Source organism: Nocardia sp. NPDC060249 (assembly GCF_042728755.1).
Classification (GTDB): domain Bacteria; phylum Actinomycetota; class Actinomycetes; order Mycobacteriales; family Mycobacteriaceae; genus Nocardia.
This window is the reverse complement of record NZ_JBHXAQ010000020.1, coordinates 25299-41472: the sequence shown is the minus strand read 5'-3', so window position 1 is coordinate 41472 and position 16174 is coordinate 25299. Positions and strand designations below refer to the sequence as shown.

Annotated in this window: 16 protein-coding genes and 1 tRNA gene; 8 read left to right on the top strand and 9 right to left on the bottom strand. The window is 68.2% G+C overall.

The window, feature by feature from the left end:
* Positions 1 to 31 precede the first annotated feature (31 nt).
* Positions 32 to 2323 (top strand): MMPL family transporter, encoded by a 2292-nt coding sequence (locus ACFWFP_RS33205; RefSeq protein ID WP_379301752.1) that lies wholly within the window; start codon positions 32 to 34, stop codon positions 2321 to 2323.
* 40 nt (positions 2324 to 2363) lie between these two features.
* On the opposite strand, the gene ACFWFP_RS33200 is transcribed toward ACFWFP_RS33205, so the two are convergent.
* Positions 2364 to 2612 carry a hypothetical protein gene (locus tag ACFWFP_RS33200; RefSeq protein WP_358102963.1) on the bottom strand — a complete coding sequence of 83 codons (249 nt, stop codon included), beginning with the start codon at positions 2610 to 2612 and terminating at the stop codon, positions 2364 to 2366.
* 303 nt (positions 2613 to 2915) lie between these two features.
* On the opposite strand from ACFWFP_RS33200, the gene ACFWFP_RS33195 reads away from it, so the two are divergent.
* Positions 2916 to 3884: a GlxA family transcriptional regulator gene (locus ACFWFP_RS33195; protein WP_379301750.1), complete on the top strand. Its 969-nt coding sequence runs from the start codon at positions 2916 to 2918 to the stop codon at positions 3882 to 3884.
* Positions 3885 to 3899: 15 nt separating this feature from the next.
* On the opposite strand, the gene ACFWFP_RS33190 is transcribed toward ACFWFP_RS33195, so the two are convergent.
* From ACFWFP_RS33190 to ACFWFP_RS33180, 3 genes are all read right to left on the bottom strand, one after another.
* Positions 3900 to 3990: transfer RNA gene (locus ACFWFP_RS33190), tRNA-Ser, on the bottom strand.
* 46 nt (positions 3991 to 4036) lie between these two features.
* Positions 4037 to 4471: a nucleoside deaminase gene (locus ACFWFP_RS33185; RefSeq protein WP_379301799.1), complete on the bottom strand. Its 435-nt coding sequence runs from the start codon at positions 4469 to 4471 to the stop codon at positions 4037 to 4039.
* A gap of 11 nt (positions 4472 to 4482) precedes the next feature.
* Positions 4483 to 5022 carry a tRNA adenosine deaminase-associated protein gene (locus ACFWFP_RS33180; RefSeq protein WP_379301748.1) on the bottom strand — a complete coding sequence of 180 codons (540 nt, stop codon included), beginning with the start codon at positions 5020 to 5022 and terminating at the stop codon, positions 4483 to 4485.
* A 58-nt stretch (positions 5023 to 5080) separates the two neighbouring features.
* Here ACFWFP_RS33180 and ACFWFP_RS33175 point away from each other — a divergent pair, with 58 nt between their 5' ends.
* Positions 5081 to 6028 (top strand): prephenate dehydrogenase, encoded by a 948-nt coding sequence (locus ACFWFP_RS33175; protein ID WP_379301747.1) that lies wholly within the window; start codon positions 5081 to 5083, stop codon positions 6026 to 6028.
* Positions 6029 to 6066: 38 nt separating this feature from the next.
* Here ACFWFP_RS33175 and ACFWFP_RS33170 read toward each other — a convergent pair whose 3' ends face one another.
* From ACFWFP_RS33170 to ACFWFP_RS33160, 3 genes are read right to left on the bottom strand one after another with little or no spacing between them, the layout of a single operon-like run.
* Positions 6067 to 6684, bottom strand: coding sequence for a putative glycolipid-binding domain-containing protein (locus ACFWFP_RS33170; protein ID WP_379301745.1), 618 nt, complete (start codon positions 6682 to 6684; stop codon positions 6067 to 6069).
* Between the two features lie 49 nt (positions 6685 to 6733).
* Positions 6734 to 8593, bottom strand: a complete 1860-nt coding sequence (locus ACFWFP_RS33165; protein WP_379301743.1) for an ABC transporter ATP-binding protein — start codon at positions 8591 to 8593, stop codon at positions 6734 to 6736.
* Positions 8590 to 10419, bottom strand: coding sequence for an ABC transporter ATP-binding protein (locus ACFWFP_RS33160; protein WP_379301741.1), 1830 nt, complete (start codon positions 10417 to 10419; stop codon positions 8590 to 8592). Before ACFWFP_RS33160 ends, ACFWFP_RS33165 begins: the two co-directional genes overlap by 4 nt.
* Before the next feature lie 337 nt (positions 10420 to 10756).
* Here ACFWFP_RS33160 and ACFWFP_RS33155 point away from each other — a divergent pair, with 337 nt between their 5' ends.
* Together ACFWFP_RS33155 and ACFWFP_RS33150 are read left to right on the top strand one after the other, a co-directional pair.
* Positions 10757 to 11890, top strand: a complete 1134-nt coding sequence (locus ACFWFP_RS33155) for a DNA cytosine methyltransferase (RefSeq protein WP_379301797.1) — start codon at positions 10757 to 10759, stop codon at positions 11888 to 11890.
* A gap of 77 nt (positions 11891 to 11967) precedes the next feature.
* Entirely contained in the window at positions 11968 to 12375 is a 408-nt protein-coding gene (locus tag ACFWFP_RS33150) for a very short patch repair endonuclease (protein ID WP_379301795.1), read from the top strand.
* Positions 12376 to 12394: 19 nt separating this feature from the next.
* Here the strand turns inward: ACFWFP_RS33150 and ACFWFP_RS33145 are convergent, their stop codons facing one another.
* Positions 12395 to 12523 carry a hypothetical protein gene (locus ACFWFP_RS33145; protein WP_379301739.1) on the bottom strand — a complete coding sequence of 43 codons (129 nt, stop codon included), beginning with the start codon at positions 12521 to 12523 and terminating at the stop codon, positions 12395 to 12397.
* A 148-nt stretch (positions 12524 to 12671) separates the two neighbouring features.
* Between ACFWFP_RS33145 and ACFWFP_RS33140 the strand changes: the two genes are divergently transcribed.
* Positions 12672 to 13352, top strand: a complete 681-nt coding sequence (locus ACFWFP_RS33140) for a DUF998 domain-containing protein (RefSeq protein WP_379301737.1) — start codon at positions 12672 to 12674, stop codon at positions 13350 to 13352.
* Here the strand turns inward: ACFWFP_RS33140 and ACFWFP_RS33135 are convergent.
* Positions 13345 to 14925, bottom strand: coding sequence for an esterase-like activity of phytase family protein (locus tag ACFWFP_RS33135; protein ID WP_379301735.1), 1581 nt, complete (start codon positions 14923 to 14925; stop codon positions 13345 to 13347). The genes ACFWFP_RS33140 and ACFWFP_RS33135 overlap by 8 nt on opposite strands.
* An 85-nt stretch (positions 14926 to 15010) precedes the next feature.
* On the opposite strand from ACFWFP_RS33135, the gene ACFWFP_RS33130 reads away from it, so the two are divergent.
* Together ACFWFP_RS33130 and ACFWFP_RS33125 are read left to right on the top strand one after the other, a co-directional pair.
* On the top strand, positions 15011 to 15427 hold the full coding sequence (locus ACFWFP_RS33130; RefSeq protein WP_379301733.1) for a RidA family protein: 417 nt from the start codon (positions 15011 to 15013) through the stop codon (positions 15425 to 15427).
* A complete protein-coding gene (locus ACFWFP_RS33125; RefSeq protein WP_379301731.1) occupies positions 15424 to 16149 on the top strand; it encodes a maleylpyruvate isomerase family mycothiol-dependent enzyme in 726 nt (241 codons plus the stop codon). Before ACFWFP_RS33130 ends, ACFWFP_RS33125 begins: the two co-directional genes overlap by 4 nt.
* Positions 16150 to 16174 lie beyond the last annotated feature (25 nt).

Sequence of the window (16174 nt, the reverse complement as noted above, 5' to 3'; positions counted from 1 at the left end):
CGCTCCGCACCGATCCACGAGGAGAAGAACCGTGTCCATCTATCTCTACCGGTGGGGCAAGCTGGCCTTTCGCCGCAAATGGATTGTGCTGCCCGTCTGGTTGCTGTTCTTCATGGTGCTCGCGGGGCTGGGATCCTCGTTGCAGAAGCCGATGACCGATGACTTCAGCATGCCGAACCTGCCTTCCGAGCGGGCCACCGAAATCCTCGACAAGCACTTCCCCGGTATGTCGGAGGCATTCGCGTTCGACGCGGTGACCGGCACCTATGTCGTGGGCGCACCCGCAGGCCAGAAGCTCACCGATCCGGCCAACCGCGCCGCGATCGATGACCTGATCGGCAAGCTCGATCAACTCGAGATCGTCGACCATACCGAGCCGATCGTGAACCCGATCACCGCGACCGAGGAAATGGGCTGTCTCACTGGGCAACCCGATCCGTCGACGTGCAGTGGCGCGCCCCTGAACGTGCTGAGCAAGACCGCACCCGAGACCGTCGCGTACTTCAGCGTCCCGTTCACGATCACCGACTTCGCCGACATCACCGCCGACGAACGCGAGGCCGCCTACAACGCCGGCGACTCCGCCCGTGCGGCCGGGCTGACGGTCGAGATCAGCGGGACCATCGCGATGGAACAGGAGATGCCGAGCGGCAAGTCCGAGATGATCGGTATGGCCGTGGCATTGGTGGTGATGATCGTGGCGTTCGGCGCCGTCGTCGCCGCGTTCGTGCCGATCATCACCGCGATCGTCGGGCTCGGCGCGGCGACGTCGCTGATCTTCCTGTCGACCTCGGTGCTGTCGGTGCCGAGCTTCACCACGTTCCTGGCCTCGATGATCGGCATCGCGCTCTCCATCGACTACGCGCTGTTCATCGTCTCGCGCTACAAACACGAACTGGCGGTGCAGGATTCCGCCGAGGAAGCGGCCGGTACCGCGTTGGGCACGGCGGGTTCGGCGGTGGTGTTCGCCGGGCTCACCGTCATCATCGCGCTGGTCGGGCTGAGCATCGTCGGGGTCAGATTCCTGACGTTCATGGGTCTGGGCGGCGCCATCGCGGCGGCGTTCGCCGTGCTCACCGCCATCACCCTGATGCCCGCGCTGCTCGGCGCCTTCGGCAAGGCGCTGTTCAAGCCCAAGCTGCCGCTGATCGCCCAGCACGATCCCGAAGACGACAGTGTCGTCACCAACGGCACCCGGGTGGCCAGGGTGATCGCCAAATTCCCCGCGGTCACGATGATCCTGGCCATCGTGGTGCTCGGCCTGCTCGCCGCACCGGCGCTGAATCTGAACCTCGGCCTGCCGGGCGAGGACAGCCTGCCCAAGTCGACCACCGTCCGTAAGGCCTACGACCTGCGCACCGAAGGCTTCGGCGAAGGCAGCAACGGTGTGCTCCAGGTGGCCGTCGACCTCAGTGACACCCCCGCCGATCAGCGGGCGGCGGCGCTGAATGCCTTGCGCGACAAGCTGCAGTCCTACCCCGACATGGATCTGGTCACCGAGCCGCAGATGAGCAAGGACGGCGCGGGCGCCCTGATCAACGGCATTCCCAAGACCGGGCCCAACGCGCAGTCGACGAAGGATCTGGTGCAGTCGGCACGCGCCGCGGAAGCGGATCTGCACGAGCAGTACAAGATGTCGTACGGCATCACCGGAACCACGGCCATCTACGCCGACATCGACCATGTCCTGTTGAGCAAGATCGTGCCGTACATGGCGATCGTGGCAGGCGCGGCGTTCATCCTGCTGATCCTGGTGTTCCGCTCGATCCTGGTCCCGCTCACCGCCGCGCTGGGCTTCCTGCTGTCGATGGGCGCCACCTTCGGCGCGACCGTGCTCATCTTCCAGGAGGGCGAGCTCGGGCTGATCAAGGATCCACATCCCTTGGTCAGCTTCCTGCCGATCATGTTGATCGGCTTGGTGTTCGGCTTGGCCATGGACTACCAGGTGTTCCTGGTGACCCGCATGCGCGAGGAATACGTACACGGCGCCGACCCCACCGACGCCGTGATCAAGGGCTATCACCACGGTGCGCGCGTGGTGACCTCCGCGGCGATCATCATGATCTCGGTGTTCGGTTCGTTCCTGCTGGAATCCGATGTCACCGCCAAGTCGATGGGCTTCGCGCTGGCGGCGGGCGTGGCCTTGGACGCGTTCGTCGTCCGGATGGTGCTCATTCCCGCTTTGCTTGTGCTGCTGGGCAAGTGGGCGTGGTGGTTGCCGCGATGGCTGGACCGGATCGTGCCCGATATCGACATCGAGGGCTCGCGGCTGCGCGAGGTCCAGGCCGAACAGCGCAAGGTCGAGCCACTACCGCAGCACTGAGCGTCGACGGCCGGGGAACGCAGGTTCCCCGGCCATGTCGCTACTGACTCGGTTGCGGCACTTGGCATTCGGTGACGCGCGGATTGAGCCCGATGTAGTTCGCGGGCCCCGCCGCGGCGGTGACCGCGATGGTCGCCCAGTCCGAACACTGCTTGGGCAGGTGCGCGAAGTGATGACGCTGCCCGGCCGCGAGCAGCCCGACGGCGACCCAGCCGAGCACGACCAGGACCAGAAGCTTTCCCCCGAGCCCGATTCCGGACTTCGCGGGTGGCGGCTGTCGCCCGCGCATAATCATCGTTCCTTCCCGGATTCGGTGTAACCCAGTCTATTACGCGAGGAATACACCGCAGGTCGGACGAGGTGAATACCCGACGACAGATCTTGCCGCTACCGGGTGGTCCGCGCTCCCCCACACTGCGGCTTCCGGCGGTCGGGCCGAGCCGCGACAGGCGGGCGGATGCCGTGCCGGATCGCGTTCGCAGTGTGGATTCCGATGGCGAAGTCCTTCAGTTGCTTCAACATATCTCCATGGTCGGACTTCCGCGCCATCGGGAGAAGTGGCGTATATGACGACTATCGCTAAGATTTAGACATGAGGTCTGTCTCCGTGCTGGCGTACGACGGGATGACGGCGTTCGAAACCGGCATCGTCATCGAGGTCTTCGGCCTGACCTGGCCCGATATCGAGCAGCCCTGGTACGAGCTGAAAATCTGCACCGAAACCCCCGACCCCGTCCGCGTGATCGGCGGCGCGACCCTGACCAGCCCCTACGGCCTCGCGGAATTCGCCGCCGCCGACACGGTCGTGGTCCCGAGCGTCGCCGACCCACGCGCGCGGACCTCGCCGGAACTGATCGACGCGCTGCGCCGGGCGCACAGCAACGGCTCCCGGATCGTGTCGATCTGCTCGGGCGCGTTCGCCCTCGCCGCCGCGGGCTTGCTCGACGGCCGCCGAGCCACCACCCACTGGCGATACGCCGACCTGCTGCGCGAGCGCTACCCACTGATCGAGGTCGACCCCGAACCCCTCTACACCGACGAAGGCGACATCCTGACCAGCGCGGGCTGCGCCGCCGGACTGGACCTGGCGCTCCATCTGGTTCGCAACGACCTGGGCGCGTCCGTCGCCAACGCCGTCGCCCGCCGCCTCGTCATCCAGCCCCACCGCGCGGGCGGCCAAGCCCAATACATCGAGTCCCCCATGCCTCCCGAACCCCTCGATGCCCCCATCGCCCGCAGCCTCTCCTGGGCGCTCGAACACCTCGCCGACCCGATCGCCGTACCCGATCTGGCCCGGGTCGCCGGCCTCTCGCCCCGCACCTACCTGCGCCATTTCGTCCGGGAAACCGGGGCGACCCCGAGCAAATGGCTGATCGCCCAGCGGATCCAGGCGGCACTGGCCATGCTCGAGACCGGCGACGCACCGATCGAGGAAATCGCGACCGCGGCCGGTTTCGCCACCCCCGTCACCTTCCGGCACCATTTCACCCGAGCCGTGCGGACCTCGCCGTCGTCGTACCGCCGCACTTTTCGGACAAGAAAAAGCCCCCCACCTGCGTGAACAGGTGAGGGGCTTTGGCGGTGGCGGAGGGATTTGAACCCTCGGAGGGGGGTTACCCCTCACACGCTTTCGAGGCGTGCTCCTTAGGCCGCTCGGACACGCCACCGCCGACTACGGTACCGGAGTGGGTGCGAGATTGTTAAATCGGCTGGTCAGCGTTGGTTTTTGAAGAAGGTGTCGAGGAGGTCGACGCACTCCGGTTCGAGGATGCCGCCGCGGACTTCGGGGCGGTGGTTGAGACGGCGGTCGCGCACTACGTCCCAGAGCGAGCCGACGGCACCGGTTTTGGGTTCCCAGGCGCCGAACACAACCTTGCCGATTCGCGCCAGGACCAGGGCGCCCGCGCACATCGTGCACGGCTCCAGGGTGACCGCGAGGGTCGCGCCTTCCAGTCGCCAGCCGTCGCCGTGCACTGCCGCGGCCGCGCGCAAGGCCAGGACTTCGGCATGCGCGGTGGGGTCGCCGAGGGCTTCTCTCGCGTTGGTGGCGCGGGCCAGTTCGCGGCCGTGCGCATCGAAGACGACGGCGCCGACCGGCACATCGCGCGGGTCGGCGCCGGCTGCGGCCGCCAGGGCGGCGCGCATCATCTCCTCGTCGGTCACCTCGGCATTTTGTCCAGGACCGCGGCGAATTCGTCGGCGAAACCGAGCCGCTGGGCGATCATGCCGAGCTGCTCGTCGGGGTAGAGGTCGGTTTCGGCGATGATCACGCTGAGGACCGGTTCGGGCAGGCCGAGGTCGGCCAGCACGCCCAGGTCGCCCTCTTCCCACGGCTCGACGTCGTCGAGATCGTCGGGGTCGATGTCGGGGATCTCGACATTGAGCGCGTCCAAGACGTCGGCGGCGATGTCGTAGTCGATCGCCGCGGTGGCGTCGGAGACGAGCAGACGGGTGCCGCTCGGCGCGGGACGCAACACGATGAAGAATTCGTCGTCGACGTCGATCAGGCCGAACACCGCACCTGAGCTGCGCAAAGCCTTCAGTTCGGTTTCGGCGGCCGACAGATCGTGCAGGGCATCGGAGCTGAGCGGGCTGACCCGCCATGTGCCTTCTTCGCGGACCACGGCCACTGCGAACCCTTCGACGTCGAAGTCGTCATCCGACGTCGCCCTGTTCGTGCCCGAGCGCTGTGCTGCCATGGACCAAACGGTAGTCTGTCCCACCCCTAATGATGAACTCGTGTGCCAATCTATTGCGATGAGCATCGACGAGCGTGGGGCTGTTTGCGTCCTCGGGACCGGCCTGATCGGTGGTTCGCTGCTGCGCGCCGCCGTCGCGGCGGGGTACCGGGCGTTCGGCTACAACCGCTCCGAATCCGGTGTTTCCGCGGCGTGTCAGGACGGCTTCGAGGTATCCGGCGATCTGTCCGCGGTGCTGGTTCGGGCTGCCGAGGTGGACGCGCTGCTGGTGATCGCGGTGCCGATGCCCGCGGTCGAACACCTGCTGGCCGACATCGCCGCGCTCGCGCCCGGATGCCCGCTGACCGATGTGGTGAGCGTGAAGGGGCCGGTGCTGGACGCGGTGCGAAAGCACGGGCTGGAGGCGTTGTACGTCGGCGGGCATCCGATGACAGGAACCGCCCGATCCGGTTGGGCTGCTACTGATCCCGATCTTTTCCAGGGTGCGGTCTGGGCCGTCGGAGTGGACGCGGGAACACGGGCGGAACCGTGGTCCCGGGTGGTGCGCCTGGCGCTGGACTGTGGGTCGGTGGTGGTTCCGGTGCTCGCCGAGGAACACGATCAGGCTGTCGCGCGGATCTCGCATCTGCCGCATGTGCTGGCCGAAGCGCTGGCCGAAGCGGGGGCCGCGGGCGGGAAGCTGGCGCTCGGTCTCGCGGCGGGTTCGTTCCGGGACGGAACCCGCGTCGCGGGCACCGCGCCCGACCTGGTGCGCGCCATCTGCGAGCCGAACGCGGCCGCGCTGGAACGGGTGCTCGACGAGGCCATCGAGACACTTGTCACCGCCCGCGATCGCCTGCGCGCGGACGGCCGGCTCGGCGACCTCGTCGAGAGGGGTTTCCGCGGCCGCACCGCCTACGACGACCGCGCCACCTGGGACATCACCGGCATCACCCCTGGCGCCGGCGACTGGCTCGGTGCGCTGCACCGCGCGGGTCGCGACGGTGGGGCACTCCGCGCACTCTGAGTACGTGTCCGTTCGCCCACGAAACCGCGACGCCGGGATCAGGCGCGTTCGGCCAGTCCCGGGTAGTCGAGGACGAAACCTTCCGGATCGACCGTCAGGGTGGCACTCGAGACCGGCGAGAGGACATTGATCCCGTCGGAGGCGCTCGAGTAGGTGAGCTCGGCCTCCTGCACCAGCAGGTCGGGTAGTCGCACGTACACGACGGGGACCTGGACGTCGCCGACGGCGTTCTGCAGGCCGAACCGGCGGATGGGCAGCGTGTTGAAGAACGGGCTCAGCACCACGTCGACGTCGAGGGCGCCGCCGAAGGTGGAGCGCACGTGGGTGCCGCCCGCGTCGACGAGCCAGTAGTTCTCCTCGTCGCGCGAGATCGAGGCGTGGCGTTCACCGGCCGCCGTGGTGGTGCGCAGCGACAACCGCCGCGTCGCGCCCACTTCGTCGGTGACCAGGTCGTACGACGCGCTGAATGCCGGGTGCTCATCGCCGGCGCAGCCGATCATCCGGCCCGCCGCCCTGATCCGATTGCCGTTCACCGTCACCCGCACCGATTCCATGCGGGTGTTGTCGTGGGCACGCCAGGTGAGCACCGCAGGCCACCGGGAGGCAGGTCTGATCTCGGTGGGGCCGTCGGCCGGGCCCGGGGCTGGGGTCGTCACCTCTCTACGGTAAGCGACACCAGCCCCGGCGCTGCACAACACGGGCGCATCACACCAGCGAATCCCGCCATGCGGCGTGCAATCCCGCGAAGCGGCCCTGGCCGGCGATCAACTCCGCCGGTGCGCCGTCCTCCACGATCCGGCCGCCGTCGAGCACCAGCACCCGGTCGGCAATGGCCACGGTGGACAGCCGGTGGGCGATGATCACGGCCGTGCGGTCGCGCAGCAAGGTCTCCAGCGCGTGCTGCACCAGCCGCTCACCCGGGATATCCAGGCTGGAGGTGGCCTCGTCGAGGACGATCACCGCCGGATCGGCCAGGAACACCCGCGCAAACGCCACCAGCTGACGCTGGCCCGCCGAGAGCCTGCCTCCGCGCGTACGCACGTCGGTGGCATAGCCGTCGGGCAGTCCGCCGACGAAGGCGTCCAGCCCCACCGCGCGCGCGGCCGCGGCCACCTCGGCATCGGTCGCATCGGGCCTGCCGAGCCGGATGTTGTCGGCGATGGTGCCGGAGAACAGGTAGGCCTCCTGCGTGATCATCACGACGTGCCTGCGCAGCTCGACATCGGCCAGGTGCCGCAGATCCACGTCGTCGAGCGTGATGACGCCACCGCTCGGGTCGTAGAACCGGGTGAGCAGTTTCGCCAGCGTCGACTTGCCCGCGCCGGTGGCGCCGACCAGCGCCACCACCTGTCCGGCCGGGATCTCCAGGTCGAATTCCGGCAGCACCGACGTGGCGTTGTAGCCGAACCAGACCTGGTCCATCCGCACCGCACCGGTCGCCCGCTCCAGTGCGACCGGGTGTTCGGGTTCGGCGACGGCCGGCTCCTCCTCGAGCACGCCGGAGATCTTCTCCAGCGCCGCGGCGGCGGACTGGTAGGAGTTGAACACCTGCGCGAGTTCGTCGAGCGGACCGTAGAACTGGTCGAGGTAGAGCAGATACGCGGCGAGCACCCCGATCGCGAGGTTGCCCTCCATCACCTGCCAGGCGCCGACCAGCAGCACGATCACCGTGGTCAGCTTGCCGATGAAGTTGGAGAGCCCGACGTAGTCGCCCATCCCGCGGACCGCGGTGGTCGTGGCCTTCTGGTACGCCGAATCCTCGACGCCGAGGACCTCCTCGTTGCGGTGTTCGCGCCGGAACGCCTGCACCGCCCGCATGCCGCTCATCGACTCGACGAACTGCACGACAACGCGCGAGATCGCCCCGCGTGTGCGCCGGTAGCCCGCGCGCTGACGCCGCTGCGCCCACCGGGTGACCAGCACCAGCGGCACGAACCCGATCAGCACGATCGAGGCGAGCAGCGGGTCGAGCCAGATCAGCAGGGCCGCGATGGTCACCACCGAGATCACCGCGCTCAGCGCCTGATTCAGCGCGCCTTCGAGCAGTTCCTGCAGTGCTTCGATATCGCTGGTGAGCCGGGTGACGACCTTGCCCGAGGTGTACTTCTCGTGGAACGACACGCTCAATCGCTGCGTGTGCCGGAACGCGCGCACACGCAGGTCGAACAGCACCCGCTGACTCAGCGACCCGGAGGCCCGCAGGAAGGCGAAGGTGGTGAGCCCCGACAGCACCGTCACCGCGACGAATCCGGCGACGGTCGCGATCATCGGCGTCCAATTGCCTTGGCGGCCTTGGCTGATGCCGTGGTCGAGCCCGTAGGCGATGAACAGCGGCAGCGAGACCTTGGCCGCGTTGTCGAGCAGGATCAGGACGAAGGTGAGAATCGCCTGCTTGCGGTAGGGCCGCACCAGATCGAGGAGCAATCGCCGGGATCGCCCGGCCAGCACCAGGTTTCCGGTTCCGGTGACGGTGTCGTCCTCTTTGGCGATACCGCGCCAGTCGGCCGCCAGATCGGACCTCTCCTCCGGCACATCCTTTTCCGTGGTCACCGTCTCGGTGCTCATGTCTCACCTCCCATCAGTTCGCGGTAGTGGCTGCTCGTGCGCAGCAGTTTCTCGTGGCTGCCCTCGGCGACGATGCGTCCGTCGGCCAGCAGGGCGACGCGGTCGGCCAGCGCGGCAGTGGACGGCCGGTGCGCGACGAGCAGGGTGGTCGCGCCGGAGAGCACCGCCCGCAGCTGATCCTGCACGCGCTCTTCGGTTTCCACGTCCAGCGCCGAGAGCGGATCGTCGAGGACCATGATCCGGCCGTGGGCGGTGGTCTCGCCGGTGAGCACAGCTCTGGCCAGCGCAAGACGCTGACGCTGTCCGCCCGACAGACTCATGCCCTGCTCACCGATGCGGGTATCGAGCCCCCACGGCAACGCGTCGACGAACTCGCTCGCCTGCGCGATATCGAGCGCCTGGCGCACGTCGGCGTCGGTGGCACGCGGGTCGCCCAGCGCCACGTTCTCGCGCACGCTGGCCGAGAACAGCACCGGTTCCTCGAAGGCCACCGTCACCACCCGGCGCAACTGCGCCAGGCGCAGCGTGGCGATGTCGACGCCGTCGATGGTGATCCGGCCACCGCTGACGTCGTAGAGCCGGGGAATCAGTTCGAGCAGGGCGGTCTTACCGCTGCCCGTCGCGCCGACGAGCGCGACGGTCTCTCCCGGCCGGATCCGCAGCGAGATCTCTTCCAGCACGGTGTGCTCCGGACCGTCCCCGGATCGCGGGTAGGCGAAACGGACCCGGTCGATGACCAGTTCCCCGTGCAGCGGGTCGGGTAGTTCCGCCGGGTGCGGCGGATCGGTGATGTCGAGCGGGGTGTCGATGATCTCCCAGAAACGATCGGCCGCGGTGCGCGCCTCGAACAGCTCCGACAGCAGGAAGCCCAGCCAGATGATCGGCCACTGCAGGAATGTGGCCAGCGTGATGCTCGCGACGAGCGTGCCCATCGTCATCGACCCGTGCACCACCGAGTAGCCGCCCACCCCGAGCGACAGCGCGATCGACACCGTCGGCAAGGTCACCAGCGCAGCCCAGAGCGTGGCGTCCAGGCGCACCTTCTCCATCTCCGTGCGCCGCAGTTCGCGCGAGAGCGCGGTGAAACGCATCCCGAAGAAGCGGCCACGCCCCAGCGCCTTGAGCACCCGCACGCCCTGCGCGGATTCCTGGGCGATGGTGGCCAGGTCGCCGGACTGGTCCTGCGAGCGCCGCGAGGCCACCTCGAACCGGCGGACGAAGCGCGCGCAGAACAGCGTCAGCGGCAGGGAGGTCACCGTGAAGATCAGTCCCACCTGCCAATTCATCGCGAACAAGACGATCAGCCCGGTGGGCATGATCACCCCGTTGACGATGAGGAACGGACCGGCGAACGCGACGAACCGCCGCAACACCGACAGATCGTCGATGGCGCGCGAGAGCAGCTGACCCGACTGCCACCCGTCGTGACGGCCGATCGAGAGGGCCTGAAGTTGCGTGAAAAGCTTGGCACGCATGGTGATTTCGAACATCGTCGAAGGCTTGGACACCAGCCATCGCCTGCCCCACATACCGAACGATTCGAGTGATCCGAGCACGAAGATCAGCGCGACCGGCGCCAGCAGACCGACGAAGTCCCGCCGCGCGATCGGCCCGTCGACCACCCGCGCGATGACGAGCGGAATCGCGATCGCGGTGCTCGCGGTGACGATCGCCAGCACGTTGGCCAGCAGCAGCGGCACCCGGTAAGGCCGGAGAAACGGCAGAAATCGCCGCAGCGACCGCATTCCTCCACTCGACTGCGGCGACGGCCGCTCCGATCTGTCGGCCTCCGATTCGGCGGCCGCCAGCTCTGATGTGACAGACAAAACTCCCCCTTGATGTCCGGTCGGCTGGGTTGGTTTTCCGGTACGGACGCCAGGTGATGTTCGCACCGGGGTCCGACAAGTTCGGCCCGTCAAGAGTCCCAGAGCACCCCCACCCCCGGCCACCGATTTTCCTCGGCCCGAACCCAGCCGTCTACCCCCTGCCGGGCGATACGGCACCCGCCGTCGGGGAGGATTCGTTCGCGGCCTGCACCTGTTCAGCGGACCGATACAATTCGCCACAGGCGCGAGGGAACGGGTCGCTGAAGAGCGGGCCACCCGATGGCCGCGAACCCGAGCGCGCCAGCGCTCCGAAAACACAGGAGTCTCGTTGTCGCGGATGGTCGGGTTGTTCGCCGGGATCGGCGGGCTCGAACTCGGTCTGAGCAGGCACGGTTGGGCGTCGGAGCTGCTGTGTGAGATCGATCCCGGCGCTCAGGGTGTGCTCGCGGCGCGATTCCCCGATACCGACCTGCACGGCGATATCACCCGTCTGCGGTCCCTTCCCGCGGGCACCGAGCTGGTCGCGGCCGGTTTCCCGTGCCAGGACCTCTCGCAGGCCGGGCGCACCGCAGGCATCACCGGCCGTCGTTCCGGCCTGGTCGACGAGGTGTTCCGCCTGGTTCGAAGGCAGCGCGGGCCACGGTGGCTGTTGATCGAGAATGTCCCGTTCATGCTGCAACTCGGCCGGGGCGCGGCGATGCGCCACATCACCGCCGCCCTCGAGGAGCTCGGGTACGCCTGGGCCTATCGGGTCGTCGACGGACGCGCGTTCGGCTTGCCGCAACGGCGCCAGCGCGTGCTGATGCTGGCTTCGCGGACCGAGGACCCCCGCCAGGTGCTGTTCGGTGACGACGCCGGTCCCCGCGACTACGGCGATCCGGACTGCGATCCGTGTGGCTTCTATTGGACCGAGGGTGTGCGCGGTCTCGGCTGGGCGGTGAACGCGGTGCCGACCCTCAAGGGCGGTTCCGGTCTCGGCATCGCCAGTCCGCCCGCGGTCCGGCTGCCCGCGGGCGAGATCGTGACGCCGGGGATCGTCGACGGTGAACGATTACAGGGGTTCGACGCCGACTGGACCGCCCCCGCCCTCGATGTTCCCGGCGTGCGCCACGGTCATCGCTGGAAACTGGTGGGCAACGCGGTGAGCGTGCGGATGGCGAACTGGGTCGGCGAACGCCTCGCCGCGCCTTCGGACCCGCTGACCGTGGGAGAGCCGATCGCCCCCGGCCAGCCGTGGCCCAGCGCCGCATGGGGGCACGCGGGCGTCGTGCACCGCGTTCCCCTCTCGACCTGGCCGGTCCACGAGCCCTACGAGGACCTGAAGAACTTCCTCGCCGAGCCCCGCCTGCTCTCGCCTCGCGCGACGGCCGGATTCCTGCGTCGCACCGAGATGGGCAGCCTGCGCTTCCCGCCCGGCTTCCTCGACGATGTCCGGGATCACCTCGACCGCATGGGCGGCTGGGCAGCATGAGCGCGCGGCGGGCAGACAACCGGGAATCGCCCGGCCAGTCCGCCGCTTCGCCGACTCCCTCCGCCGCGCGAAGGCTCGTGACCGATGCCGCGACAAGCGCGCGCATGTCCAAGCAGCGACGCGCTGATACCGCTCCCGAGCTGGCACTACGCCGCGAATTGCACCGCGCGGGCCTGCGCTATTTCGTCGACCGCCCGCCCATCAAAGGGCAGCGTCGTCGTGCGGACGTGGTGTTTCCCCGACTGCGCATCGCCGTCTACGTCGACGGTTGTTTCTGGCATCGCTGCCCTGATCACGCGACCGATCCGAAGAACAACGCGCAGTGGTGGGCCGACAAGCTGGCGGGCAATGTCGCGCGCGATCGGGCCACCGACACCGCGTTGACAGCGGCGGGCTGGGCGGTCGTCCGAGTGTGGGAGCACGAAGATCCGCAGGCGGCGGCCGAGCGGATCACCGCACTGGTGAAACGCTCCAAACCCAGCTGACCTGCGACTATCGAGTTGTTCAGCGGCGATGCGGACTACGTTCGGCGCGAACCCGCACCCGTGCGCGCGACGCGTCCGCCGCGACGAAGCCGGACACGGCCAGCGCGAGGATCGTGGCGAAACCTGCCAGCGCGATCACGTAGCTCATCGAGGACCTCTCCGTTGATTACCAACCACCCTGCACGGCGAACCTGACAGCAACCTGTGCGTGCCCGTGCTGCCTCGATGAAACCACGTCCCCCGCTCTCGACGCGCCTGATCCAGGCGGTGGAGGCCGGACCCGCACAATGGTCGGTGTGACCGAATCCGCACGGCACACCCGTGGCTACGCGTTGCTGATCGCGCTCGCGATCGCGATCGCGGGCCTGTGCTACTCGTCCTGGCTGCTGGAATTCGCGCTGCCGATCGACACCGACCCGGTCAACGACTTTCTCAGCGAACTCGATGCCGAGGGCAAGCCCTACCGGGAGGTCTTCGGCACCGCCGACAAGGTCGCCGGCCTGTTGCTGATCCCGGCGGCGCTGGGTGGACTGCTCGTTTTCCGGCGCCGCCGATTGACCACGATCGGCTGGACGGCCCTGTTGTGCTTCGGCGCGTCCACCATCGCCGACGCCCTGCTCCCGCTCCACGACTGCGCTCCGGGCGACAGCGCGTGCGGCGGCGACAGCGGACTGTTCCCGCAGCTACGCCAACCGCACGCGCTCACGAGCACACTGGCCGTCACCTCGATCGCGGTGGCGGCGCTCGCCTTCAGCGTCGCCGCCTACCGGTACCACCGCTGGCGGATCCTGCGGGAATTCGGCGTCGCCGTGCTGGTGCTCGGGTCGGCGGCGACCATCTGGATGATGGTCGCCGACAACCTGTCCGGCTCCTACGCACTCGGCATCGCCCAGCGAATCCAGGTCGCCACCATGTCACTGTGGTTGCTCGCCCTGGCCACCGCGGTACTCGTGGAAGGTCGCGAGTGGACTACTTGACGGTGATCTTCACCGTGTAGCCGTCGATCTTCGCGGGCAGCTTGGTGGTGTCCACCGCGAGCACCTCGCCGGTGTCCTGCACGCCGTTGGGCAGCGTCTTGGGCTTGAGGCCGAACGGGGGCTGTTCGCCCTGACTGGCGGCCAGGCCGAAGTCGCTGTCGTTGGCGATGTAGATGGTCTTGCCGCCGTCGAGGGTGGCGATGCCTTCGATCTTGTCGTGACCGAAGAACCTGCCCTTCTCGTCGAGCGTGGCGACCAGCGCGGACAGGTCCAGGTTGCTCTTCTTCGCGACCGGGGTGACGCCCGCCTTGGTCAGCGCGGCGACGGCTTCGGCGGTCGGGGTGACCCCGATCAGAGTCTCCAGGGGCTTGCCGTCGATCAGCAGGCCGCCCTTCTCCGCGTCATAGATCGCGCCCGGCACGGCGGACTGCGGGCCCACATCGGTCGCGCCCGCGAGGTCGACGGTCCAGATCTTCTTGTCCGACTTGGGCGCGAGATTGCCGTCACGCTCGTCGACCAGGAACGTGGTGGCGCTCAGCGCGGTGATCTCCGAGACGGCGACCTTCGACTGCTTCGGGTTTTCCAGCGGGTACAGGAATTCCTTCTGCGCCTTGGTCTTCAGATCGACCGTCACGATCCGCGCGAACGGCACCTCCTTGGCCGAGCCGTTCAGGCCGGGGGTGTTGAGCGCGCTCTGCACCATGCCGACCAGGGTGCTGCCGTCGGGGGTGATGGTCAGCCCCTCCATGCCCTGGTTGGGCGTGCGCAGCGCGAACTCCTTCGGCAGGCCGTTGCCGGGCGCGAGCCGCTCGATCTCTGTGCCCGTGGCATCGAAATGCACCAGGAACGGACCGTATTCGTCGGAGATCCAGAAGGTGCCGTCGGCCAGTGCGACCAGGCCCTCGGGATCGATGCCGTGGTCGGTGGGCGGGAGGACCTTGCCCTGGAGGTCCCTGATGGTCTCGCCGGTACTGGCCGAGGTGTCGACCTGCCCGTTGAACGGCACGCCCGACTTGCTCCGCAGTTCGATGCTCGACTGCAGTACGGCGCTGTTGCCGACCAGCTTGAACCGGCCGATCTTGGGCACGAAATTCGGTGTGGGCGAGAGCTTCTCATTCTTCGCCGGACCATCGACGTTCGGGCCGCGGTCGGTGAGTCCGTAGAACTCGTCGGCGCTACCGGGCACCGCGGTCCAGGCCGAGCCGAAACCACTGCCCTGCACCGTGGTGCCACCGAACTCGCCGAGCACCGGAATGTCGGTCGTGTAGAGACGAACCGCGTCGGTGGTGGTGACGGTGAACTGGTCGAGTCCGGTGTAGCCGGCGCTCGGGGTGTATACGTAGGCGCCGTCGGCGCGGCGGGTGACATTGCCGTGCTCGGGCTCGAGGTCGACCCCGAGCACCGCGTTGGTGCCCGCCCTGGCGACCAGGTCGTCGAGCGAGATCACCAGCGGCTGGTCCTTGCCCACGGTGAAGCCGGCCGCGGAGTCCGGCGAGGAGCAGCCCGCCGCCACGGCGGCGGCGCACAACGCGGCGGTGAGCGGGAGAAGACGAAGACCTGGACGCACGTTCATCCGGCATGCATACCGTCGCGATCCGACGACGAGAAGACCGGGAAATGAATTGTCCTCCACCGCCCGGTGGAGGATTCTGGCAACCATGACCACAACTCGGGTGAACATCTCCTCAGCCTCCGATTTCGAAGATGTCGTCGGGTATTCGCGGGCGGTGCGGGTCGGCAACCAGGTCGTCGTCAGCGGCACCACCGCCGCTGTGGCCGGCGGTGGCGCTGTCGGCGGCGACGATATCGGCGCCCAGACCCGTGAAGTCCTGGCTCGCATCGCCGCCGCGCTGGAGCAGGCCGGGGCGAGTGTGCGCGACGTGGTGCGCACGCGCATGTTCGTCACCGATATCGCCCGCTGGCCCGAGGTCGCGGCCGCCCACGCCGCGGTGTTCGGCACGATCCGCCCCGCCGCCTCGATGTACGAGGTCACCGCGCTGATCGCCCCTGACCTGCTGGTGGAGATCGAAGTCGACGCGATCATCGACGGCGGCGCACTACCCTCGAATCCGTGACCAGCGAAACGGCTACTCCCACCGACCTGCTCGATCAGGTCGCCGCCTCCACCGCACGCTTCGACGCCGCCATCGGCACCCTCACCGATCCAGCGTTGGCCGAACCGTCCCTGTTACCGGGGTGGACGCGCGGTCACGTGCTGGCGCACATGGCACGCAATGCCGACAGCCTGTTGAACCTGCTGCTGTGGGCCCGCACCGGCATCGAGATGCCGCAGTACCCGAGCGTCGCCATTCGTGATGCCGATATCGAAGCAGGGGCACCCCGGCCGCTGACCGTGCAGCACGCGGACTTCACCGCCACCGCGCACCGCTGGCAGGCCGTCGCCACCACCATGCCCGCCGCCGACTGGCGGGTCGAGGTCCGCAACCGCCAGGGCGGCACCCTCACCGCCGACCAGATCCCCTGGATGCGCCTGCGCGAGACCGAAATCCACCACGTGGACCTCGACGTCGGCTACACCGCCGCCGATTGGCCGGCCGCCTTCGTCGCGCGGCTTCTCCCCGAGACCATCGCGGACCTCTCCGCCAAACTCCTCCCCGAAGCCACCCCCACGTTCGACATCCAGTCCACCGACACAGATTTCATCGCCACCGTCGGCCCTGGCCGTCCCCACCACACCGTCCTCGGCCCCGCCACCGCCCTCCTCGGCTGGCTCGTCGGCCGTACCTCAGGTAGCGACCTGACCGGACCCCTACCGCCGCTCCCGGCTTGGAAGTAGTCCCGACAGGTAAACCTCGCGACCT

Excerpts from the sequence above, each read along its gene's own strand:
- ACFWFP_RS33165 (WP_379301743.1), bottom strand. The coding sequence starts at position 8,593 with ATGAGCACCGAGACGGTGACCACGGAAAAGGATGTGCCGGAGGAGAGG.
- ACFWFP_RS33145 (WP_379301739.1), bottom strand. The coding sequence starts at position 12,523 with ATGAGCTACGTGATCGCGCTGGCAGGTTTCGCCACGATCCTCGCGCTG.
- ACFWFP_RS33130 (WP_379301733.1), top strand. The coding sequence starts at position 15,011 with ATGACCACAACTCGGGTGAACATCTCCTCAGCCTCCGATTTCGAAGAT.
- ACFWFP_RS33200 (WP_358102963.1), bottom strand. The coding sequence starts at position 2,612 with ATGCGCGGGCGACAGCCGCCACCCGCGAAGTCCGGAATCGGGCTCGGG.
- ACFWFP_RS33135 (WP_379301735.1), bottom strand. The coding sequence starts at position 14,925 with ATGAACGTGCGTCCAGGTCTTCGTCTTCTCCCGCTCACCGCCGCGTTG.
- ACFWFP_RS33180 (WP_379301748.1), bottom strand. The coding sequence starts at position 5,022 with ATGGCAGCACAGCGCTCGGGCACGAACAGGGCGACGTCGGATGACGAC.
- ACFWFP_RS33155 (WP_379301797.1), top strand. The coding sequence starts at position 10,757 with ATGGTCGGGTTGTTCGCCGGGATCGGCGGGCTCGAACTCGGTCTGAGC.
- ACFWFP_RS33175 (WP_379301747.1), top strand. The coding sequence starts at position 5,081 with ATGAGCATCGACGAGCGTGGGGCTGTTTGCGTCCTCGGGACCGGCCTG.
- ACFWFP_RS33185 (WP_379301799.1), bottom strand. The coding sequence starts at position 4,471 with ATGATGCGCGCCGCCCTGGCGGCCGCAGCCGGCGCCGACCCGCGCGAT.
- ACFWFP_RS33195 (WP_379301750.1), top strand. The coding sequence starts at position 2,916 with ATGAGGTCTGTCTCCGTGCTGGCGTACGACGGGATGACGGCGTTCGAA.